Here is a 21,910-nt window from a genome sequence, read left to right as displayed (position 1 = left end):
CCAGGCGAAGTAATTCGATGCTTCACCTGTATGCCAATCGAAAACCGGAAAGTGACAGCCGTTCCACCGGGCAGGCGACGCCGGCCGGATCAGCCTGCCGGCCGCAGCACCACCCAATAGCGCGTATGGCGTTCCACGCGCACCGGCAGCGTGCGCGCCACGGCGGCCAGGGCGCGGTCGGTGTCGTCCAGCGGGAACGAACCGGAAATGCGCAGCGCCGCCACCGCGGGATCGCAGGCCAGCCTGCCGGGCCGGTAGCGGGCCAGTTTCTCGACGAAGGCATCGAGCCGCATGCCGTCGGCGTACAGCGCGCCGTGCAGCCAGTCCTCGGCCTGCGCGACAGGGACGGCCGGCTGCACCGCGCGCCGGTCGAAGTACGCACCCGAGCCCGCCTGGAGGAGGCGCGCCGCGCCCCCGTCCGCCGCCGGTTCGATCCGCACGGCGCCTTCGGTCACGGCGATCCATGCGCCTTCATCGGCCAGCCGGACCGTGAATCGGGTTCCCAACGCGGTGACGCGGCCGGCCGGCGTGGACACGGCCAGCGGCCGCGGCGGCGCCAGCGCATCGGCGTGCGAGGCGAGGTGCAGTTCGCCGCGGCGCAGGACGACCAGGCGCCGCGCCGCATCGAAGCGCAGATCGGCGGCGCTGTCGGAATTGAGGGTGAGCACGCTGCCGTCGGGCAACGTCGCGCTGCGCCGCTGCCCGACCGCGGTGGCGTAGTCGGAAGTCCATTCCGTCCAGGGCAGGCCCGCCGCCGCCAGCCCGCCCGCGCCCAGCACCAGCGACAAGGCCTTCAGCGCCCGCCGCCGGCCGCGCCGGGGCGTGCGTTCCAGCGCCGCGAGACCTGCGTGCGGTTCTATCAGGCCGAACTGGCGGCCCAGCATTTCCACGCGCTCCCAGGCCTGCCGGTGCGCCGGGCTGGCTTCTATCCAGCGGCGGCAGGCGGCGCCGTCCTCCGCGGTGGCGTCATCGGCGCCCAGGCGGACGAACCAGAGGCTGGCCTCGCGGATGACCGACGCCGGCAGCTCGGCCGGGCCCGTGGCGCGCCCGCTCACCATGCCGCCAGGCAATGCTGCATGGCGCGGGCCAGGTACTGGCGCACCGAACTGACCGACACCTGCATGCGTCCGGCGATCTCGGCGTGCCGCAGCCCTTCCAGCTGCGCCAGCAGGAACGCCTTGCGCACCTTGGGCGGCAGGCCGTCGAGCAGGCGGTCGATTTCGATCAGGGCCTCCAGGGCCAGGGCCCGGCGCTCGGGCGACGGCGCGGCCGCCTCTCCGAGCGACGCCAGGCTGTCCAGGTAGGCGCGCTCGATGTCGCGGCGGCGGAACAGGTTGACCATGAGCCCGTGCGCGATGGTCGTCAGATAGGCGCGCGGTTCGCGCAGGCTGCGCGTGTCGTCCTCGCGCACCAGCACTTTCAGGTAGGTATCGTGGGTCAGGTCCGCCGCGTCGAAGGGGCAGCCGGTCTTTCGGCGCAGCCAGTCGCGCAGCCATGACTGATGCTGTATGTAGAGCCCTTCGACGGGCGCTGGGGTTCCGCTGTGACTCATGGCATTCGACGGGCCGGACCGCAAATTCAAAATTGATAACGATTATCAATATTAATTCAAAATCCGGCCCGCGCATGCCTCAATCCAGCTTCACCCCCGAGTCCTTCACCACCTTGGCCCAGCGTTCGACTTCGCTGTCGACGAACTTGCCGAACGCCGGTCCGGTCAAGGTCGGCACGGCCGAGCCGTTGCTGGTCCAGGTTTCCTTGATCTTGGGCGCGTTCAAGGCCTTGGTGATTTCGGCGCTCATCTTGTCCACCGCTTCCTGCGGCGTGCCGGCGGGCGCCCAGATCGCGTACCAGGTCGAGACCACGTAGTTGGGCACGCCCGCCTCGGCGGCGGTGGGCACGTCGGGCAGCGAGGGCGAGCGCTCGGCCGCGGCCACCGCCAGCGGCTTGATCGTGCCGGAGCGGATATGGCCGGCCGAGGAGCCCAGGCCGTCGAAGGCCAGGTCCACCTGTCCGCCGATCAGCGCCGACAGCATCGGCCCGGCGCCCTGGTACGGCACGTCCACCAGCTTGATGCCGGTCTGCATCGCGAACAGCTCGCCGGCCAGGTGGTGGGTGCTGCCCTTGCCGGCGGTGCCGAAGTTGATTTCGCCCGGACGCTTCTTGACGTAGGCGATCAGCTCCTGCACGGTCTTGACCGGCAGCTTGCCCGGATTGATGACGATGACCTGCGGCGGCTGCGCCACCAGCGCGACCGGCACGAAGTCTTTCTGGATGTCGTAGCTGAGGTTCTTGTAGAGCGAGGGGGCCAGCGCGTGGTGGGCGCCGCCCATGAAGAAGGTGTAGCCGTCCGGCCTGGCCTTGGCCGCCACGCCGGCGCCCACGGTGCCGCCGGCGCCGCCCTTGTTGTCGATGACCACGGTCTGGCCCAGCTGGGTGGTCAGTTGCTGGGCCAGCGGACGGGCGAAGGTGTCGGTGCCGCCGCCGGCCGGGAACGGCACGATCAGCGTGATCGGACGTTCCGGCCATTGGGCGGCGGCCGCGCCGCCGTAGCCCGCGGCGCAGACGGCGACCAAGGCCGCGGCGATAGTGCGATATTTCATTTTGTCTCCTCTTGCTGCAGCTCGGGGAAGCCCCTTGGGGTCTTCCGGTTTTTTTATGGAATGATGCTGCTCGATCTTTGGGGCTTTATCTGGGCATGGGCTCCTGGAAGAAGGATTCGGAACGGGCGGACGGCCTCACAACGTGCCGTACGTTTCGCGCAGCACGTTCTTCTGGACCTTGCCCATGGTGTTGCGCGGCAGCTGGTCGACGATGTGCACGCGCTTGGGCACCTTGAAATTGGCGATGCGCGCCTTCAGCTCGGCCTGCATGGCGTCCGCGTCCAGCGCCGCGCCGTTCCTGGGCACCACCACGGCGACCACGGCTTCGCCGAAATCGGCATGCGGCACCCCGATGACGGCGGACTCGGCCACGCCGGGCATGTCGTCGATCAGGGTCTCGATTTCCTTGGGGTAGACGTTGTAGCCCCCCGAGATGATCAGGTCCTTGCTGCGGCCCACGATGGACAGGTAATCGGCGGGCACGTCGCGACCGGCGGATTCGCCGCCCCAGCGGCCCACGTCGCCCGTCTTGAACCAGCCGTCCTCGGTGAATTCCTCGCGGGTCTTTTCCGGCATGCGCCAGTAGCCCGAGAACACGTTGGGGCCGCGCACCTGCACGTTGCCGATCTCGCCCGGCGCCAGCGCGACGCCCGCGTCGTCCACCACCCGGACCTGCACGCCCGGCAGCGCGCGGCCGACGGTGCCGGCCAGGCGCTCGCCCAGCGCGGGATCGTAGGGGTTGGAGGTCAGCATGACGGTTTCGCTCATGCCGTAGCGCTCCAGGATGGCGTGGCCGCTGCGTTTCTGGAACTCCGAGAAAGTCTCGGCCAGTAGCGGCGCCGAGCCCGAGATGAACAAGCGCATGCGCGCGCAGACCTTGCGGTCGAAGCGCGGGTCGGCCAGCAGCCGCACATAGTAGGTGGGCACGCCCATCATCACCGTGCTCTGCGGCAGGTAGCGCAGCGCCTGGTCGGCGTCCAGCTTGGGCAGCCAGATCATCTTCGCGCCGGCCAGCAGCGCGCCGTGCGAGGCGACGAACAGGCCGTGCACGTGGAAGATGGGCAGCATGTGCAGCAGCACGTCGTCGCTGCGCCAGCCCCAGTAGTCGTGCAGCACGCGGGCGTTGGCGGCCAGGTTGCCGTGCGACAGCATCGCGCCCTTGCTGCGCCCGGTGGTGCCGGACGTGTACAGGATGGCGGCCAGGTCGTCGGGCTCGCGCGCCACGGTCTCGAAGCGCTGCGACAGGCCGCCCGCGGCCTCCAGCAAGGTGCCGGTGCGGTCCTCGTCCAGCGTGTAGACGTGCGCGCAGCCGGCCTTGTCGGCGGCGCGGCGCACCCATTCCAGGTTCTTGCTGGCGCAGACCACCACGGCCGGCTCGGCGTTGCCCAGGAAGTATTCGATTTCCGATTCGCGGTAGGCGGTATTCAGCGGCAGGTACACCAGGCCGGCGCGCAGCGTGGCGAGGTACAGCAGCAAGGCTTCCGGCGACTTCTCCACCTGCACCGCCACGCGCGATCCGTCGGGCAGGTCCAGCGAGGCCAGCAGATTGGCCAGGCACGCGGTGGCGCGGTCGATGTCGTCCCAGGTGTATTTCAGCTCGGGGGTTTCCAGCGCGACTTTGCTGCGGTCCGCGGGAAAGCCGCCTTCCAGCACGGCATATAGATTAGCGTTGCTCACCTTGTCTAGTCTCCGGAGAAGTTGGGATCTGTGCCGGCCAGGAACGCGCGCACGCCTTCTTTGTGGTCGCGGCTGTCGGCGTAGGAAAAGTAATCCTGGTATTCGTCCTCGCTGAGCGCGCCGCCGGCGGCGAGCCTGCGGGACAGGCGTTTGTTGATGCGGGCGGCCAGGGGCGCGCCGCGGGCGATGCGCTCGGCGCTCTGGCGGGCGGCGTCGGCCACCTCGGAATCGGCCACGATGCGGGTCAGCAGGCCCAGCTCGCGCGCTTCTTCGGCGCCGAATACACGGCCCTCCAGCAGGATGGCCAGGGTCGCGGCCCGCCCGGCCAGCGCCAGCAGGCCGCTCATTTCGTCGGGCGCCATGGGAAAGCCCAGCCGGTTGATCGGCACGCCCAGGCGCGCCGAACTGCCGGCGATGCGCAGGTCGCACTGGCTGGCGATTTCCAGGCCGCCGCCCACGCACACGCCCTCGATCTGCGCCACCACCGGCTGCGGGCACAGCGCTACCGCGCGCAGCGCCGGCGCCAGCAGTTCGCGGTGGTAGCGCTGCACCGCGGCCATGTCGCCGCGCTGCTGCGGGAATTCGCGTATGTCGGCGCCGGCGGCGAAATTGCCGCCGGCGCCGCGCACGATCACGCAGCGCACGCCGTCGTCGGCCGCGATGTCTTCGAAGACCTCGCGCAGTTCCTGCCACATGCCCACCGTGATGGCGTTCAGGCGCCCCGGGTGCGACAGCGTGACCCAGGCCAGATGGCCCTCGCACGCCAGCAGCACGCGGCCAGCCGCGTTTTCCGTCATGTCCCCTCCTCTATGGTCCCGCGGCTGCCGCGGGACCGGATCAATCTTGTAGTTTCGCCACGCGCCCCACGCCCCGGCTGACCTGGGGCTTGCCCTCGCCCAGGCGGGCCAGGTTGTCGTCCAGTTCGTCCAGGTCGTACAGGTAGTTGACCATCATGGCGCAGGACTGCTTGAGCCCCTTGGGCGAGGTGTCCGCCGCCCAGTTCAGCCTTTCGATGCGCGCGCCGTTGCCCAGGTGGAAACGCGCCACCGGGTCCAGCGGCTGGCCGTTCTTCATGGATTGCAGATAGCTGGCCGCCAGCCGCAGTCCGGCCCGCTTGACCACGTCCGGCGCCTTGCCCTGGGCGGCCCGCGCCAGGCGCGCGACCCAGCGCTGTCCGTCGGGCGCGGCCTCGCGCTTGCGGGCTTGCGCGCGCGCCTTGTCCTCGCGCACGATGGCCTCGACCGCATCGGCCTCCAGCTTGCCCAGCCAGTCCGCGAAGCCCGGAATGGGCGACAGCGTGGCGAAGGACTTGAGCTTGGGCAGTTCGTCCAGCAATTGCTCCACCACGCGCTTGAGCAGGAAGTTGCCGAAGCTGATGCCCTTCAGGCCGGGCTGCGTGTTCGAGATGGAATAGAAGATGGCCCAGCGCGCCTTGTCCAGGTCCTGCGGCGGCAGCGTGCTGTCGAGCAGCACCTGCACGTCGTCGGCCATGTGGCTGGCGAAGGCCACTTCCACGAAGATGAGCGGCACGTCCGGCATCTGCGGATGGAAATAGGCGTAGCAGCGGCGGTCCGGCGACACGCGGCGGCGCAGGTCGTCCCAGGACGTGATCTCGTGCACGGCCTCGTAGAGGATCAGCTTTTCCAGCAGCGAGGCCGGCGAATCCCAGGTCAGCGGACGCAGTTCCAGCAGGCCCACGTCGAACCAGGCGGACAGCAGCCCTTCCAGGTCCTTGTCCAGCGCCTGCAGGCCGGCGACCTGCTTGCGCCAGCGCAGCATGTCGGCGCGCAATTCCACCAGGAAGCGCAGCCCCTGCGGCTGGGCGTTGAAGCGCTTGAACAGGCGCGCGCCCTCGCCGGCGGATTCCGCGAAACTGCCGCGGACCTGGGCCAGCGCGGCCAGCATCAGCCGGCGGTCCTTGGACTGAGCCGCGGCGTACTGCTCACACCAGCGGCGCGCCAGCTTGTTGGCGGCCACGTCGGTCAGGCGCGCCTCGAACAGGCGGCGCACTTCGGATTCGCTGGGCAGGCGGCCGCGCTCCCAGAGCCGGCCGAGCCGGGTGATCAGGCCCGCGGCTTCCTCGGCGCCGTCGGTCTCGGGCTCAGGCGTGCGCGCGCCGCGCGCGGGTGCGAGATTGGCGGGTGCGGACATGGGCAGGCTCCTCGATGACGATGGGTTCCGGCGGCGCCGGCTCGCCGGCCTCCGCAAGGCTCAATGCGCGCAGCGCTTCCAGCTGCCGCATCAGGTGGGTATGCGCGAGCGCCTGCGCGGCCTCGCCGTCGCGCGCCTTGAGCGCTTCGAAAATGGCCAGGTGCTCGGCGCAGGACTGCTCGATCCGGCCCGGCTGCGACAGGCTGCGGTGGCGCGACAGGCTCAGCACCTTGCGCAGGTTGCCGACCATGTCCGACAGCCACTGATTGCCGGCCAGCGCCTGCACCGCCTCGTGGATCAGATAGTTGGTCTTGTAGTAGGCGTCGATGCGCCCGGCCCGCGCATGGCCGGCCAGCGCCGCATGCAGCGGCTCCAGCGCCGCCAGCTGTTCGTCGCTGGCCTTGCGCGCGGCCTCGAATGCGCAACGCCCTTCCAGCATGGCCATCAGCGGAAAAATGTCTTCCAGGTCCTGCGCCGACAGCTCGTTGACGAAGCAGCCGCGGCGCGGCTCCAGCCGCACCAGGCCTTCGGTGGCCAGCACCTTGAGGGCTTCGCGCAAGGGCGTGCGCGAGATGCCCAGCTCGCCCGCCAGACGCAGCTCGTCTATCCATTCGCCGTTGCGCAGCGAGCGCGCATGGATCATGCCGCGCAGCCGGTCGGCGACTTCCAGGTACAGCGCTTGGCGGACAATGGGCTGGGTCATGGGCGCGGCTTGCCTGTAATTCATAATTATGAATAAGCCCATGATAGGCCCCGTTCGCGCAGGCCGTAAAGCCCCCGCCGCCCTGGGACCTACCCTAGCTTGCCGTCCGGCCGCGGCTCAGATGGCGATGACGATTTTCCCGAAGTGCCCGCCGGACGCTTCGTGCCTGAAGGCGGCGGCCAGTTCGGCCAGCTCGAACGTGCTGTCGATCTGCGGCTTCAGGCCGGTGCTTTCGAGGGCGCGGACCATGTCTTTCTGATCCTGCCGGCTGCCGACGATCAAGCCCTGCAGCCGCAATTGCCTGGCCATTATCAGCGCCGTGGGAATCGGCCCGGCCATGCCGGTCAGCACGCCGATCAAGGCGATGTGCCCGCCTATGCGGCACGCGGCGATCGACTGCGGCAAGGTGCCCGGGCCGCCGACCTCGACGACGTGGTCCACGCCCCTGCCGCCGGTAAGGTCGAGCACCGCCTGTCCCCACTCGGGGACTTCCTTGTAGTTGAGGACATGATCGGCGCCCAGCGCGCGCAGGCGCTCAAGCTTGGCGGCCGAGGACGAGGTGGCGATGACGCTGGCCCCCATTGCCTTGGCCATCTGCAAGGCGAATATCGACACGCCGCCCGTGCCCATGACCAGGACGCTGTCGCCGGCCTTCAGGCCGCCGTCGACCACCAGGGCGCGCCAGGCGGTCAGCCCCGCGGTGGTCAGGGTGGCCGCCTGCGCATGGCTGTATCCCTTGGGCGCCCGCGTGAACCAGGTGGCGGGAAGCGTGACCTTTTCACGCGCATAGCCGTCCACGCCGTCGCCCGGCGTGGTGGAGAAATCCGCGATGGCGGGCGCGCCGCTTTCCCATAGCGGAAAGAAGCAGGACACCACGTGATCGCCGACCGCGAATTCCGTGACGCCCTTGCCAACCGCCTCGACGACGCCGGCGCCGTCCGACAGCGGAATGCGTCCGTCCTCGGTGGGCATCAATCCGGTCGCCACCGCGTAGTCGTGGAAATTCAGCGAACTGGCACGGATCCGCACCAGGATCTCGCCGGCGGCCGGCGCGCGCGGCGCGTCGAGCCGGACCTGCGTCAGATTGTCCAGGCCGGCCGGCAGCTTCAGTTGAATGGCGTTCATGGGTAACCCCCTGGTGGCGATCGTCGATGGAAAATTCTAGTCCTCGGACGAAGCCCGGCCAATCAGCGGCACGGCCTAGAAGTGCAGCACGCCGTCCACCGCGTGGCGGGTCAGCGAGCGCGCCCAGCGCCGCGCCGGCAGGCCGTAGCGCGCCTCCACCGCTTCGGCGCGGGCCAGCAGCTGCGCCGGCGTGATGGCCAGGGCCGGGCCGGAGAAGGCCAGCACGATCTGATTGCCCGCGTCGATTTCCGGCAGCAGCAGCACGCGGTCGTCGAAGGCCTTGGACAGGTTGTCGATGTTGCGCCCGAAGCTCTCGTGGCGCCCGAACAGGTTCACCGCCAGCACCCCGACCTCGCCCAGCACGCGGCGGCAGTCGCGGTAGAACTTCACGCTGTCGCGCACCGGGCCCTCGGCCGCGGCGTCGTAGAGGTCCACCATCAGCACCGGGCAGCGCCCGGCGTTGAGCGGGTCGGCCACCCAGACGCCGGCGTCGGCGTGCTCGACCTCGAGCCGGTTGGCGCCGGGCAGGCGGAAGAACATGTGGCAGGCGGCGGTCACGCGCGGATTCCATTCCACCGCCAGCAGCGGGCTGCGGGTGTGCTTGACGCAGAACCGCGCCAGCGATCCGGCGCCCAGGCCCAGCATGCCGATGGGCTCGTCCTTGGGCGGCTCCAGGAATAGCAGCCAGGCCATCATCTGGGCGGTGTACTCCAGCACCAGCTCGGCGGGACTCTTGATGCGCATGGCGCCCTGCACCCATTCGGTGTTGAAGTGGAGGTAGCGGATGCCGTCCACTTCGGAAAGGGTCGGCTGGTCGAGTTCGGACGGGAAGGCGGATTTTTTCATGGCGCGATTGTAGGCGGGCGCCGGCCGATGGGTTTCGCGTGCACGCGCGCGCGAAACCCGAACCCTATCAGGCGGCCTCCCAGATCCGCTCCAGCAGATCCGCACAGGACACCTCTGCCTCCAGGCTGGCCGCCAGCCGCAGCACGCGCTTCAGATACAGATGCGCGTCGCATTCCCAAGTCACGCCCATCGCGCCGTGGGTCTGGATCGCGTTCTGCACGGCCCGCCTGCCGGCCTCGACCGCCAGCAGCGGCACGAACAGGGCGTCGCGCGGCGCCGAAGCCGCGGCCTCGTCCAGCGCGGCCGCGGCCGCCCAGCCGGCCAGCCTGGCGTCGTCCAGGGCCATCCAGTCTTCGGCCAGCCGGTGCTTGATGGCCTGGTTGGCGCCGATGGCGCGGTCGAACTGGCGGCGTTCGCGCGCGTACGCCGCCGCCATGTCGAGCGCGGCCGAGGCCGCGCCCAGCAGCTCGGCCGAGCGCAAGAGCCGCAGGCGCGTGCGCAGGCGTTCCCAGACGCCGGGGGCCGATTCGAGTTCGACGCTCTCCAGCACTTGCACGCGCGCGGCCTGCGCCACCGGCATGGTCGGGTCCAGCCCGGCCTCGCCCGCCAGCGGCGCCAGCAGTTCGGCGCGCAGCGAGGCCTCGCCGGTGCGGCGCAGGGCCAGTGCGCGCACGCCCTCGCCCGCGCCTTCGACATAGGCCGAGCCGTCGGGACGCAGCGCGGCGTCGGCGTAATAGGTTTCGCCCGCCATCATGGCGGCGGCCCATTGCGGCGCCGGGCCGCCCGCGCCGGCCTCGCACAGCGTGGGCAGCAGCGTCATGTTGGCCGCCAGCGGCAGGCCCAGCAGATGGCGGCCGGCGGCTTCGGCCACGATCCAGGCCTCGCGCATGCCCAGGCCCAGCCCCTCGTGCGCGGCGGGCGCCAGCAGCGCCGGCCAGCCTTGTTCGGCGATGCCGCGCCATTGTTCCAGGCGCGTGCGCGCGGGCTGCTCGCAGGCGGCCCGGGCCGTGGACAGGGGATGGCGTTCGGCCAGGTAGCGCCGGGCCGCGTCTTGCAGCATGCGCTGGTCTTCGGTCGGATGCAGGTCCATGGAATTCAAGCCTTGGGCAGGCCGAGCATCTGCTCGGCGATGATGTTGCGCTGGATCTCCGAAGTGCCAGCCAAAATGGTTTCGGCGCGCGACCACAGGTAGGCGTGCACCAGCCCCGCCGCGCGCGGATCGGCCGGGCCTGCCGCCACGCAGGCCGCTTCGCCCAGCAGTTGCAGCGACAGTTCGAGCAGGCGCTGGTGCGCCTCGCTCCAGTGGATCTTGGTGGACGAGCCTTCCGGTCCCGGCGGATCGCCGCGCATGGCGCCGGCCAGCGCGCGCTGCGACTTCAGCGCCAGCACGTGGCTGTCGGCGGCCAGCCGCGCCCAGCGCTGGCGCACGGCGGCCGAGGCCGCCGGCACCCGGCCGTAGGCGTCGGCGCGCTGCGCCAGTTCGCGTATCTGCTGCAGCTCCTGCGCGAAGCGCACCAGGCGCGGGATGAAGTAGGTGCCGCGCTCGAAGCTGGCCGCGGCCATGGCGATCTTCCAGCCCTGGTTCTCCTCGCCCAGCAGGTCTTCGCGCGGCACGTGGACGTTCTCGAAGAAGACTTCGCAGAACTCGGCCTCGCCGGTGAGCTGGCGGATGGGCTCGACGCGCACGCCCGGGCTGCGCATATCCACCAGCAGAAAGCTCAGGCCCTTGTGGCGCGCCGACTGCGGATCGGTGCGCGCCAGCACGAAGCAGCGCTGCGCGCGATCCGCGAACGAAGTCCAGATCTTGTGGCCGTTGAGCACGTAGCCGCCCGGCGCCGGCTCGGCGCGGGTGCGCACCGAGGCCAGGTCGGAGCCGGCGCCCGGCTCCGAATAGCCCTGGCACCACACTTCGCGGTTGGACAGGATGCCGGGCAGGAAGCGGCGCTTCTGCTCCTCGCTGCCGAAATGCAGCAGCGTGGGCGCGAGTATGCCGTGGCCGATCAGGTTCACGCCCAGCGGCGCGCCGCAGCGCGCATGCTCTTCGTGAAAGACCGCCTGGCGCGACAGCGGCAGCGCCTGCCCGCCGTACTCTCTGGGCCAGCCCAGCCCGGACCAGCCGTGCGCGCACAGCGTGTCCTCCCAGGCGCGCCGGAAGTCCAGATCGCGCGGATCGGCCGCGCCCGGCCAGCCGCGGACGAAGTCCGCATAGGCCGATTGCAGCCACGCGCGCAGCTCGCGGCGGAAAGTCTCGTCGTCCGCCGCGGCGGTTTCCAACTGGGTCATGCCTTTACTCCAGGCGGATGTTCGAATCGCGCGCGACCTTGGCCCAGGTCGTCACGTCCTGGCGGATGAAGGCGGCGAAGGTCTTGGGATCGCTGCCGATGATGTCCAGCCCCAGCCCCACGAACTGCGTCTTGACCTCGGGCTGCTGCAGGATCTGGGCCAGGTTCTGGTAGAGCTTGTCGACCACCGGCTGCGGCGTGCCGGCCGGCGCCACCAGGCCCAGCCACGGCATGGCGGAGTAGCCGGGCAGGCCCGAGGCCGCCACGGTCGGCAGGTCCGGCACCGAAGCCGAGGGCTTGGTGGTGGTCACCGCCAGCGCGCGCAGCTTGCCGTCCTTGACGAAAGGCCCGGACGAGGCCCAGGCATCGAACATGACCTGCAGGCGGCCGGCCACCAGGTCGTTCAGGGCCGGCGAGCTGCCCTTGTACGGGATGTGCGTCATCTGCACGCCGGCCATGCTGTTGAACAGTTCGGCCTCCAGGTGGGTGGAGCTGCCGGTTCCCACCGAGCCGTAGCTCACCTTGCCCGGGTTGGCCTTCAGGTAGGCGATGAGTTCGCCCACGTTCTTGGCCGGCACGGAGGGATGCACTTCCAGCACGTGCACCACCGAGGCCACCTGGGTGACGGGAGTGAAGTCCTTGATGGGATCGTAGTTGACCTTGGCGTAGATGCTGGGCGCGATGCCCAGCGAGGACGCCGCCATCAGCAGGGTGTAGCCGTCGGGCGCGGCGCGCGCCACGTAGTCGGACGCGATCATGGTGCCGCCGCCGGGCTTGTTCTCGACGATGACCGGCTGGCCCAGCCTGGCGCCGAGCTTCTCGGCCAGCACGCGGCTCATGATGTCGGCCGCGCCGCCCGGCGAGAACGGCACCACGATGCGCACGGGGCGATTGGGATAGTCGTCCTGGGCCAGCGCCGGACCGGCGGCGCCCAGGCAGGCCAGCGCCACGCCGGCCAGCAGTTTCTTCATCATGCTTTGCTTCATCATGTCTCCTCCTGGGATTACGGTGAGCGCCTGCGCGCTACGGGGTTACGGGCAGAATCAGGGCGTCCAGCACCGCGACGCCTTGTCCCGCCTCTTTGATCAGCAAGGGATTGACTTCGATTTCCGACACGGCCGCCGGCGCGGCCAGCAGGGCGTTGCCCACGGCCACGATGCTGCGGCAGGCGGCCGCCAGGTCGGCGCGCGGCTTGCCGCGGTAGCCGTCCAGCAGCGCGAACGCCTTCAGTTCGCGCAGCATCTGCAGGGCGATGTCCTCGTCCACCGGCAGCAGGCGATGGCTGGTGTCCTGGTACAGCTCGGTCAGCACGCCGCCCAGGCCCACCGTCAGCACCGGGCCGAACACCGGATCGCGGGTCGCGCCCACGATGATCTCGGCGACGCCGCGTTCCATCTTCTGCACCAGCACGCCGTCGATGCGCGCATCGGGCTGGGCCCGCGCCGCAGCCTGCGTGACCGCGTCGTAGGCGGCGCGCACGGCCGCGTCGTCGGCCAGGTTCAGGGCCACGCCGCCGACCTCGGTCTTGTGCGCGATGTCGGCGCTGAGGATCTTCAAGGCCACCGGATAACCGGCAGCGCGCGCGTCCGCCACGGCCTCGTCGGCGCTGCGCGCGGCGCCCGCCCGGGCCTGCGGCAGGCCGAAGGCGGCCACGTAGGCGCGGGCGTCGGCCTCGTTGCAAGGCAGGGCCGGCACCGCGGCCGGCACGGCCGCCGGCGCGGCGGCGATGCGGCGGGCGCCGCGCGCCTCGCACCACAGCAGGTAGGGCGCCAGCGCCGAGACCGCCAGGCCCAGGTCTTCGAACACCGCCACCCCGGCCTCGCGCAGCGCGGCGCGGCTCTGGGCCAGGCCGGTGTCGATGGCCACGAACAGCCGCGGATGCTGGCGCGACACCTCGGCCAGGGCGTCGGCCATGCGGTCCAGCATGTAGCCGGGCGCATACACCACCACGGCGTCGATCGCGTCGCTGGTGGCCAGCGCCTGCAGCGCGGTGCGCACGAATTCGGGATCGTTGACCACGTTGCCGGTCACGTCCACCGGGTTGCCCACCATGCCGTAGTCCGGGATGCCGCCGCGCAGCACCGCCTGCAGATCGGCCGGCAGGTCGGGCAGTTCCAGCCCGGCGCCGATGAACTTGTCGGCCAGGATGGCGCCCAGCGCGCCCGACATGGTCAGCACCGCGACGCGCTTGCCCGCGCTGCGGTGGCGCAGCGTCGCCAGGCTGGCCAGGTGCGCCATCTGCGCGAAGTCGGTGGCCTCGATCACGTTGAGCTGGCGGAAGGCCGCGCCGTACACGCGCCGGTCGCCTGCCAGCGCCGAGGTGTGCGACTGCACCGCCTGCGCGCCCTTGTCCGTGGTGCCGGCCTTGAGCGCGATCAGCAGCTTGCCCTGGCGCTCCAGCTCGCGGCAGGCGCGCACGAAGCGTTCGCCGTCGCGCAGCTGTTCGATATAGCCCAGCACGATTTCGGTCTGCGGATCGGCGGCCAGGTATTCGAGGTACTGCGAGAAATCCAGGCAGGCCTCGTTGCCGGTGTTGATGAAATGCGAGAACGGCAGGTCCAGCCTGCGCGCGATGGCGTAGACCGCGGCGCACACGTTGCCGCTTTGCGTCAGCAGGCTGACGTTGCCCGGCCCGCTTTGCCGGGGCGACGTCTTGAAGACCGAAGCGAACGCGGTATAGGCCTGGGTGTTGAGATTGGCGAAGCCCATGCAGTTCGGCCCGGCCACGGCCATGCCGCTCTCGGCCACGAAGGCTTCCAGCTCCTGCTGCAGGCGCGCGCCCTCCCCGCCAGCCTCGGCGAAGCCCGCGGCGTAGACGATGGCGGCCCGCACGCCCTTGGCATGGCAGCGGCGCAGCATGGGCGTCACGTCGGCGGCCGCGATCGCCAGCACCGCCAGGTCCACGGCCTCGGGCACAGATTCGATATCGGGCCAGCAGCGCTGGCCGAACACTTCCTGGTACTTCGGGTTCACCGGATAGATGCCGCCCTCGTAGCCGAAGCGGGTCAGCAGGTCCAGCGGCATGCCGCCGATGCGCCCGGGATCGGCGCTAGCGCCGATCATCGCGATGGAGCGCGGATTGAGCAAGGGGTCCAGGCTGAGGGTCATGCCGTCTTGCCCTCCTTGTTGCGCTGGATGGCCTGGGCCAGTCCACGGTCGCGCACGGCGCGGAATTCTTCGCTCATGTGCGACAGCTGGTGCGTATCGAAGTGCGCCGACAGCGCCGTGCGCAAACCCTGGGCGTCGGCGGTGCGGTTGAGCGAACGCTTGATCAGGCGCAGGCCGAAAGGCGGCGCCTGGGCGATGCGCTGCGCCAGCGCCAGCGTCGCGGCCTCCAGCTCGGCCTCGGGCACCACGCGATTGACCATGCCGATCCGCAGCGCTTCCTGGGCGTCGACCTTCTCGCCCGTGTAGAGCATTTCCTTGGCCTTGCGCAGCCCCATCACCCAGGGATGGATCAGCACCTCGGTGGCCGCGGCCGCCAGCGTGTGGCCGACGGGGTCGGAAAAATAGGCGTTGTCGGCGCAGACCACCAGGTCGCACATATTGGCGATCATGAATCCGCCGGCCACGCAGGCGCCCTGCACCTGCGCCACGGTGGGCTTGGGAAAGTCCCAGATGCGCATGCAATAGCCGTAGTAGCGGCGCGATTCATATTCCCAGCGCTCTTCCACCGTGAAGTCGGCGCGCTTGGCCTGGGCTTCCTTGAGGTCGTGCCCGGCCGAGAAATGCGCGCCGCGGCCCGCCAGGACCACGACCCGCACCGAGTCGTCCTGCTCGGCCCGGGTCAGGGCGTCGTCGAGTTCGTCCAGCATCTGCTGGCTCTGGGCATTGCGCGCGGACTCGCGCGCCAGGCTGATGCGGCATACGGCGTCGTACCGATCGACGGCCAGGGTGGCGTATTCCATGGTCTCCTCGTCCTTGTCTTGCCGCGCCATCGAGGGCGGCGCGGTCCGTTGGATTGAATTAACGCACCCGGAATCCTAAAATACAAAATATTCATCAATTTTTTCCCACATTATGAACAAACAGGCGTCAACCGGCGGAACCCAAAGCATGCGGCGGGCGCTGGCCCTGCTGCGCGTGCTGGCCCAGCACCAGGAAGAAGGCATCGATCTGCAAGGCGTGATGGCCGCCACCGGGCTGGAGCGCTCGACCGCGCACCGCCTGCTGAGCAGCCTGCTTGAGGAACAATTCGCCGAGCGCGATCCCGGCACCCGGCGCTACCGCCTGGGCGTGGATTCCATGCAGCTCGGCTTCGCGGCGCTGCGGCGCGCGCCGCTGCTGGACGCGCTGCGGCCGTTCGCGCAAAGGCTGGCGCGGCTATCGGGCGATACGGTGTTCCTGGTGATACGCCAGGGCGATTACGCGCTGTGCCTGCTGCGCGAGGCCGGCTCGTTTCCGGTGAAGGTGTTCACCACCGACCAGGGGGAGCGGCGTCTGCTGGGCGTGGGCGCCGGCGGGCTGGCGCTGATGGCCGCCCTGCCGGACGAGGAAATCGCCGCGCTGTACGCGCGCCATGCCGCCGGCTACGCGCAAAGCGGCGTCACCGGCGCGGCGCTGATGCAGGCGGTCAGGCAGACCCGCAAGGCGGGCCATTCGGAGATCGTGGACACCATCACGCCGGGCGTCTCCGGCGTGGGCGTGGCGTTCCAGGTGTCGGAACTGACGTGGGTGGCTTTCAGCTTCGGCGCGATCAGCAGCCGGCTGGACGCGCCCCGGCGGGCGCAGATGGGCGCGCTGCTGCAGGCGGAATGCCAGGCGTGGGCGCGCGACTACGCGTCCCCCGCCTGAGACCTGGCTGCGGTCAGATGCGCTCGAAGATCGCGGCGATGCCCTGCCCGCCGCCGATGCACATCGTCACCAGCGCATAACGGCCGCCCACGCGCTGCAGTTCGTGCAGCGCCTTGACGGTGATGATGGCGCCGGTCGCGCCGATGGGGTGGCCCAGGCCGATGCCGCTGCCGTTGGGGTTGACCTTGGCCGGGTCCAGCTTCAGCTCGCGCGTCACCGCGCAGGCCTGGGCCGCGAAGGCTTCGTTGGCTTCGATCACGTCGAGCTGGTCCACGGTCAGGCCGGCGCGCTTGAGCGCGGCCTGGGTGGCCGGCACCGGGCCGATGCCCATGATTTCCGGGTCCACGCCGGCGTGGGCGTAGGCCACCAGGCGGGCCAGCGGCTTGATGCCGCGCTTGGCCGCGACCGAGGCGTTCATCAGCACCACGGCGCCCGCGCCGTCGTTCAGGCCCGAGGCGTTGCCCGCCGTGACGGTGCCGTTTTCTTTCTTGAACACCGGCTTGAGCGTGGCCAGGCTGTCGGCGGAGACGTCGCGGCGCACGTGCTCGTCGGTGTCGAACACGACCTCGCCCTTGCGCGACTTCAACACCACCGGCACGATCTGGTCGCGGAAATAGCCGGCGTCGATCGCGGCCGCGGCGCGGCGGTGCGATTCGGCGGCCACCGCGTCCTGGTCCTGGCGGCTGATGTCGAAGCGCGCCGCCACGTTCTCGGCGGTCACGCCCATGTGCATGCGGCCGAAGGGATCGGACAGCGCGCCGGTCATCATGTCCAGCATGACGCTGTCGCCCATGCGCGCGCCCCAGCGCTGGGCCGGGGCGATGTAGGGCGCGCGGCTCATGCTTTCGGCGCCGGCGCCGATGGCGATGTCGGCGTCGCCCAGCATGATGGTCTGGGCCGCCGACACGATGGCCTGCAGGCCCGAGCCGCACAGGCGGTTGACGTTGAAGGCCGGGGTTTCCTTGGAGATGCCGGCGTTCATGGCGGCCACGCGCGACAGGTACATGTCGCGCGGCTCGGTGTTGATGACATGGCCGACCGCGACGTGGCCGACCTCGTCGCCCTTGACGCCGGCGCGTTCGAGCGCGGCCTTGATGACGGTGGCGCCCAGGTCGCACGGCGGCACGTCTTTCAGCGCGCCTCCGAAATCGCCGATGGCGGTGCGCATGGCGGACGCGACGATGACTTCATTCATGGTGTTTCCTCCTTGTGATGCTTCCCATCATACTGCCGCGCCCGGCCCCGCGTCTGCCGTTCAGGCCTTGCGCGCGGCGCGGCGCGCGACGAATTCCTGCACCGCCTGCGCGTGCGCCGGCGTCTTGTGGGCGAGCGCCTGATAGGCCGCCGACAGCTCCAGCAGCGTGTCCAGGCGCGCGTGCTGGCTTTCGCGCAGCAGGCGCTTGGTCAGGCGCACCGCGTCGGGCGAATTGGCCGCCATGCGCGCGGCCAGCGCATGCGCCGCGGGCAGCAGTTCGGCCGCCGGCACCACGCGCGAGACCAGGCCCCATTCGGCCGCGGTGCGCGCGTCGATGGCGTCGCCGGTGAAGGACATCTCGGCCGCGCGCGCCATGCCGATCAGGCGCGGCAGGAACCAGGCGCCGCCGTCTCCGGGCACGATGCCCAGCTTCACGAAGCTCTCGGCGAAGGCGGCTTCCTCGGCCGCGATGCGCACGTCGCACATGCAGGCCAGGTCGCAGCCCGCGCCGATGGCCGGGCCGTTGACCGCGGCGATGGTCGGGACTTCCAGCGCATGCAGCGCCAGCGGCAGGCGCTGGATGCCGTGGCGGTATTCCTGGCGCAGCGCCGCGCTGCCGACTTCCGGGCCGATCTGGCGCTGCATGTCGTTGACGTTGCCGCCCGACGAAAACACGCTGCCGGCCGCGGTGATCACCAGCACCCGGACTTCGGGGTCGCGTTCGATCCGCGCGAACGCCGCCAGCAGTTCGTCCACCATCGTGCTGCCGGTCAGGGCGTTGCGGGTCTTGGGATCGTTCAAGGTCAAGGTGACCACGCCGTCGGCGCGCTGCTCGTACTGCACCAGATCCGTCATGGATCTCCTCCTGTTCGATGAAAAATGCCAGCCGGGCGACGCGACGCGCGCCCCCTCCATCAGCGTAGGGATGCGGGAGGTTGCCGTCCAATATTAAATTTTTCCATCCCGATACGGGATCGGTATCGGCCATCCTTGCTCATTTGATTCGAAACCGATATCGGAAATCAAAAAAATAATATTGGACAGCTTTCACCACGCTCATCGATAGTGAAGCCCGGCGCCATGCTGCGGCGCCTGGCCTGCATCGGAGCGCCCCATGATAGATACGCTGGAACTTACCGCCATCCCGCCCGAAGACGAAGCCTTGCGCGCCGAGGTCCGGGACTTCCTGGCGCAGACGCTGGACGGACTCGAACCCGACGCGCGCGCCCGCTCGTGGATGGGCTACGACGCCGAATTCAGCCGGCGCCTGGCCGAACGCGGCTGGCTGGGGCTGACGCTGCCGCGCGAGCATGGCGGATCGGCGCGCGGCCATTTCGCGCGCTTCGTCCTGTCCGAAGAGCTGCTGGCCGCCGGCGCCCCGGTCTCGGCGCACTGGATCGCCGACCGCCAGAGCGCGCCCCTGATCCTCAAGTACGGCACGCCCGCGCAGCAGGCGTTCTACCTGCCCCGCATCTGCCGCGCCGAAGCGTTCTTCTGCATCGGCATGAGCGAGCCGGGATCGGGCTCGGACCTGGCCAGCATCCGCACGCGCGCCGAACCGGCCGCCGGCGGCTGGCGCCTGAACGGCAGCAAGATCTGGACCACCAACGCGCACCGCTCGCACTATATGATCGCGCTGGTGCGCACGTCCGGCACCGCCGAGGACCGCCACCAGGGGCTGTCGCAATTCATCGTGGACCTGTCGCTGCCCGGCGTCTCGGTGCGCCCCATCGAAGACCTGGCCGGCGATGCGCATTTCTCGGAAGTGTTCTTCGACAACGTGGCGCTGCCCGCCGACGCCCTGATCGGCGCGGAGGGCGCGGGCTGGGCCCAGGTGAACGCCGAACTGGCGTTCGAGCGCAGCGGACCCGAACGCCTGTATTCCAGCATCGCGCTGCTGCAGTGCTGGCTGACGCATTGCCGCGGCCAGGACCCGGACGCCGGCGACCGTGCGCTGCTGGGCGGCATCCTGTCGCAGATGGCGGTGCTGCGCGCCATGTCGCTGGCCATCGCCGGCAAGCTGGCGGCCGGGCTCAGCCCCGCCACCGAGGCCGCGCTGGTCAAGGACCTGGGCACCGAACTGGAACAGGCCATCCCGCGGCTGATCGGCGACGCGCTGGCGCGCCGGCCGGACCAGCCGCCTCCCCCGCCGCTGCTGCGCACGCTGGCGTACCTGGAACAGGTGGCGCCCACGTTCTCGCTGCGCGGCGGCACCCGCGAAATCCTGCGCGGCATCATCGCCCGCGGCCTTGGCCTTCGATAAGGACAGACTCATGGACAATATTTTTGGCGACGCGGCAGAACGCCTGTTCGCGCAGACCTGCACGCCCGACGTCATCCGCCGCGCCGAGCAGGGTCAGCGGCCCGCCGAGGCCTGGCAGGCCTGCGAAGACGCCGGCTTCGGCGACGCGCTGGTGCCCGAGGCGGACGGCGGCGCCGGACTGGAGCTGGCCGAGGCGCTGCCCGTGGTGCTGGCCGCCGGCCGCCACCTGTGCCCCTATCCCATCGCCCACACCGTGCTGGCGCGCCCCTGGCTGTGCCGCGCCGGACGGCCGCAGCCCACCGGCTCGATCGCGCTGGCCCCGCACGGCGTGACGCTGCGCGACGGACGCCTGCACGGCGCCGGCGTGCCCTGGATGCGCAGCGCGGACTACGTGCTGGCCCAGGCCGACGGCCAGGCCTGGCTGCTGCCCGCGCAGGCCGCGCGCATCGAAGCCGGCGGCGTGCACGCCAGCCTGTCGGCGGATGCGTCCTGGGATCTGGCCGACGCCGAGCGCATCGAGGGCGGCGGCGCGCTGGACACGCTGGCCGCGGCCGCCTATGCCGGCCTCATGGCCGGCGCGATGGAACGGGTGCTGGCCATGACGCTGGACTACGCCAACCAGCGCGCGCAGTTCGGCAAGCCCATCGGCCGCTTCCAGGCCATACAGCAGCAGGTCAGCGTGATGGCCGAACAGGTATGGGCCGCGCGCATGGCCGCGCAGCTGGCGTTCCAGGGCGCCGAGGGACGGCCCGCGCCGCTGCTGGCCGCGACCGGCAAGGCGCGCGCCAGCCTGGCCGCGCCGCTGGTGGCCGATATCGCGCACGCCGTGCACGGCGCCATCGGCGTGACCGAGGAATACGACCTGCAGCTCTACACCCGGCGGCTGCGCGAATGGCGGCTGGCCGGCGGCTCGGAAAGCCACTGGCACGAACGCATCGGCGCGCAGGCGCTGGCCGACGGCGGCGATGCGCTGTCGTTCCTGCGCGGCGCGCTGTGCGCCAAGGAGGCCGCATGAGCGACGCGCCGCGCGACGACCTGCCGCTGGCCGGCATCCGCGTGCTCGACCTGAGCCGCGTGCTGGCCGGCCCCTGGTGCACCCAGACCCTGGCCGACCTGGGCGCCGAAGTCTGGAAGATCGAGGCCCCCGGACAGGGCGACGACACCCGCAGCTGGTCGCCCCCCGACGTGGGCGGCGAATCCACCTATTTCCTGTGCGCCAACCGCAGCAAGGAATCGGTGGCCGTCAACCTCAAGCATCCCGAGGGCCAGCGCATCGTGCGCGAGCTGGCGCGGCAGGCCGACGTGCTGGTCGAGAACTACCGGCTGGGCGCGCTCGAGGCTTTCGGGCTGGGCTACGAAGACCTGGCCGCCATCAATCCCGGCCTGGTCTATTGCTCCATCAGCGGCTACGGCCGCAGCGGGCCGCGCGCGGCCGAGCCGGGCTACGACTTCGTGATCCAGGCCGAAAGCGGGCTGATGTCGATCACCGGCGAACCGGAAGGCGCGCCCATGAAGCTGGGCGTGGCCATCACCGACCTGGTCACCGGCATGAACGGCGTGCAGGCCATCCTGGCCGCGCTGCTGGCGCGCGCGCGCAGCGGCCGCGGCCAGCACATCGACCTGGCGCTGCTGGACGGCGCGGTCAGCGTGCTGGCCAACGTGGGCGCCGGCTACCTGGCGGCCGGCCACAAGCCGGGACGCCTGGGCAACGGCCATCCCACCGTGGTGCCCTACCAGATCTTCGCCACGCGCGACGGCTCTTTCGCCCTGGCTGTCGGCAACGACGGCCAGTTCGCGCGCCTGTGCGCCCTGCTCGGGCATCCGGAATGGAGCGCCGACCCGGACTACGCCACCAACCGCGCGCGCGTGCTCAACCGCGAGCGCCTCATTCCCATGCTGCAGGCCGAGTTCGCCGAGGCCGGCACGGCGCACTGGCTCGAACGGGTGCGCGCCGCCGGCATACCCGCCGGCGCGGTGCGGCGCGTGGACGAGGCCCTGGAGGCGCCCGAGATCGCGGCGCGCGGCATGATCGCCGACACGCCCGACGCCCGGCACGGCACGCTGCGCCTGCTGCGCTCGCCGCTGCACCTGCGCGGCACGCCGCCGCGCGAACCCGCCGCGCCGCCGCGCCTGGGCGAACACACCGACGCCGTGCTGGGCCGCGCGCTGGCCCTGGACGACGCGGCGCTGGCCGCGCTGCGCGCGGCCGGCGCGATCGCCTGATAGCGGCGGGATAGCACCGATGCCGGAAACGATATGCAGCCCGTATCA

20 protein-coding genes are annotated in these 21,910 nt (G+C 70.5%); 4 read left to right on the top strand and 16 right to left on the bottom strand.

The features are described from left to right. Positions 1-89: 89 nt before the first annotated feature. From AC1M14_RS09000 to AC1M14_RS08935, 14 genes are all read right to left on the bottom strand, one after another. On the bottom strand, positions 90-1,058 hold the full coding sequence (locus AC1M14_RS09000; protein ID WP_479731428.1) for a FecR domain-containing protein: 969 nt from the start codon (positions 1,056-1,058) through the stop codon (positions 90-92). Continuing rightward, complete coding sequence (locus AC1M14_RS08995) at positions 1,052-1,552, bottom strand: sigma-70 family RNA polymerase sigma factor (protein ID WP_102772397.1); 501 nt, start codon at positions 1,550-1,552, stop codon at positions 1,052-1,054. The genes AC1M14_RS09000 and AC1M14_RS08995 overlap by 7 nt, the downstream gene beginning before the upstream one ends. Positions 1,553-1,631: 79 nt before the next feature. Continuing rightward, complete coding sequence (locus AC1M14_RS08990; protein WP_102772398.1) at positions 1,632-2,603, bottom strand: Bug family tripartite tricarboxylate transporter substrate binding protein; 972 nt, start codon at positions 2,601-2,603, stop codon at positions 1,632-1,634. Positions 2,604-2,738: 135 nt separating this feature from the next. Continuing rightward, positions 2,739-4,280, bottom strand: a complete 1,542-nt coding sequence (locus AC1M14_RS08985; protein ID WP_479731427.1) for a malonate--CoA ligase — start codon at positions 4,278-4,280, stop codon at positions 2,739-2,741. A gap of 5 nt (positions 4,281-4,285) precedes the next feature. Further along, the gene (locus AC1M14_RS08980; protein WP_102772400.1) at positions 4,286-5,077 is read right to left on the bottom strand and encodes an enoyl-CoA hydratase/isomerase family protein; all 792 of its coding nucleotides are present in this window, start codon (positions 5,075-5,077) and stop codon (positions 4,286-4,288) included. Positions 5,078-5,117: 40 nt separating this feature from the next. Then, positions 5,118-6,431 (bottom strand): malonyl-CoA decarboxylase domain-containing protein, encoded by a 1,314-nt coding sequence (locus tag AC1M14_RS08975; RefSeq protein WP_168202096.1) that lies wholly within the window; start codon positions 6,429-6,431, stop codon positions 5,118-5,120. Continuing rightward, positions 6,382-7,134 (bottom strand): GntR family transcriptional regulator, encoded by a 753-nt coding sequence (locus tag AC1M14_RS08970; protein ID WP_102772401.1) that lies wholly within the window; start codon positions 7,132-7,134, stop codon positions 6,382-6,384. The genes AC1M14_RS08975 and AC1M14_RS08970 overlap by 50 nt, the downstream gene beginning before the upstream one ends. 117 nt (positions 7,135-7,251) lie before the next feature. Next, positions 7,252-8,259 (bottom strand): zinc-dependent alcohol dehydrogenase family protein, encoded by a 1,008-nt coding sequence (locus AC1M14_RS08965; RefSeq protein WP_479731426.1) that lies wholly within the window; start codon positions 8,257-8,259, stop codon positions 7,252-7,254. 75 nt (positions 8,260-8,334) lie between these two features. Further along, positions 8,335-9,105 carry a class I SAM-dependent methyltransferase gene (locus tag AC1M14_RS08960; RefSeq protein ID WP_102772403.1) on the bottom strand — a complete coding sequence of 257 codons (771 nt, stop codon included), beginning with the start codon at positions 9,103-9,105 and terminating at the stop codon, positions 8,335-8,337. A gap of 67 nt (positions 9,106-9,172) precedes the next feature. Further along, on the bottom strand, positions 9,173-10,195 hold the full coding sequence (locus AC1M14_RS08955; protein WP_111824659.1) for an acyl-CoA dehydrogenase family protein: 1,023 nt from the start codon (positions 10,193-10,195) through the stop codon (positions 9,173-9,175). Between the two features lie 5 nt (positions 10,196-10,200). Beyond that, positions 10,201-11,388, bottom strand: coding sequence for an acyl-CoA dehydrogenase family protein (locus AC1M14_RS08950; RefSeq protein ID WP_102772405.1), 1,188 nt, complete (start codon positions 11,386-11,388; stop codon positions 10,201-10,203). Positions 11,389-11,392: 4 nt separating this feature from the next. After that, on the bottom strand, positions 11,393-12,361 hold the full coding sequence (locus tag AC1M14_RS08945; protein WP_102772842.1) for a Bug family tripartite tricarboxylate transporter substrate binding protein: 969 nt from the start codon (positions 12,359-12,361) through the stop codon (positions 11,393-11,395). A 49-nt stretch (positions 12,362-12,410) separates the two neighbouring features. Beyond that, entirely contained in the window at positions 12,411-14,495 is a 2,085-nt protein-coding gene (locus AC1M14_RS08940) for an acetate--CoA ligase family protein (protein WP_479731425.1), read from the bottom strand. Beyond that, complete coding sequence (locus AC1M14_RS08935) at positions 14,492-15,295, bottom strand: enoyl-CoA hydratase (protein WP_102772843.1); 804 nt, start codon at positions 15,293-15,295, stop codon at positions 14,492-14,494. The genes AC1M14_RS08940 and AC1M14_RS08935 overlap by 4 nt, the downstream gene beginning before the upstream one ends. A 112-nt stretch (positions 15,296-15,407) precedes the next feature. Between AC1M14_RS08935 and AC1M14_RS08930 the strand changes: the two genes are divergently transcribed. Beyond that, positions 15,408-16,181, top strand: a complete 774-nt coding sequence (locus tag AC1M14_RS08930; RefSeq protein ID WP_102772407.1) for an IclR family transcriptional regulator — start codon at positions 15,408-15,410, stop codon at positions 16,179-16,181. Between the two features lie 13 nt (positions 16,182-16,194). On the opposite strand, the gene bktB is transcribed toward AC1M14_RS08930, so the two are convergent. Next, positions 16,195-17,376 carry a beta-ketothiolase BktB gene (bktB, locus tag AC1M14_RS08925; protein WP_102772408.1) on the bottom strand — a complete coding sequence of 394 codons (1,182 nt, stop codon included), beginning with the start codon at positions 17,374-17,376 and terminating at the stop codon, positions 16,195-16,197. Between the two features lie 60 nt (positions 17,377-17,436). Next, positions 17,437-18,231, bottom strand: a complete 795-nt coding sequence (locus AC1M14_RS08920; protein ID WP_102772409.1) for a crotonase/enoyl-CoA hydratase family protein — start codon at positions 18,229-18,231, stop codon at positions 17,437-17,439. A 259-nt stretch (positions 18,232-18,490) separates the two neighbouring features. Here AC1M14_RS08920 and AC1M14_RS08915 point away from each other — a divergent pair, with 259 nt between their 5' ends. Genes AC1M14_RS08915 through AC1M14_RS08905 form a run of 3 tightly spaced genes read left to right on the top strand, consistent with a single transcriptional unit; the run spans position 18,491 to position 21,862 of the window. Continuing rightward, positions 18,491-19,639 carry an acyl-CoA dehydrogenase family protein gene (locus AC1M14_RS08915; protein WP_102772410.1) on the top strand — a complete coding sequence of 383 codons (1,149 nt, stop codon included), beginning with the start codon at positions 18,491-18,493 and terminating at the stop codon, positions 19,637-19,639. A 10-nt stretch (positions 19,640-19,649) separates the two neighbouring features. Continuing rightward, positions 19,650-20,654 carry an acyl-CoA dehydrogenase family protein gene (locus tag AC1M14_RS08910; protein ID WP_102772411.1) on the top strand — a complete coding sequence of 335 codons (1,005 nt, stop codon included), beginning with the start codon at positions 19,650-19,652 and terminating at the stop codon, positions 20,652-20,654. After that, positions 20,651-21,862 carry a CoA transferase gene (locus AC1M14_RS08905; protein ID WP_209165185.1) on the top strand — a complete coding sequence of 404 codons (1,212 nt, stop codon included), beginning with the start codon at positions 20,651-20,653 and terminating at the stop codon, positions 21,860-21,862. The genes AC1M14_RS08910 and AC1M14_RS08905 overlap by 4 nt, the downstream gene beginning before the upstream one ends. Positions 21,863-21,910: the final 48 nt, after the last annotated feature.

Source organism: Achromobacter sp. SX5 (assembly GCF_056711425.1).
The sequence above is the reverse complement of the archived record's forward strand: the minus strand, read 5'-3'. Positions and strand labels throughout refer to the sequence as shown.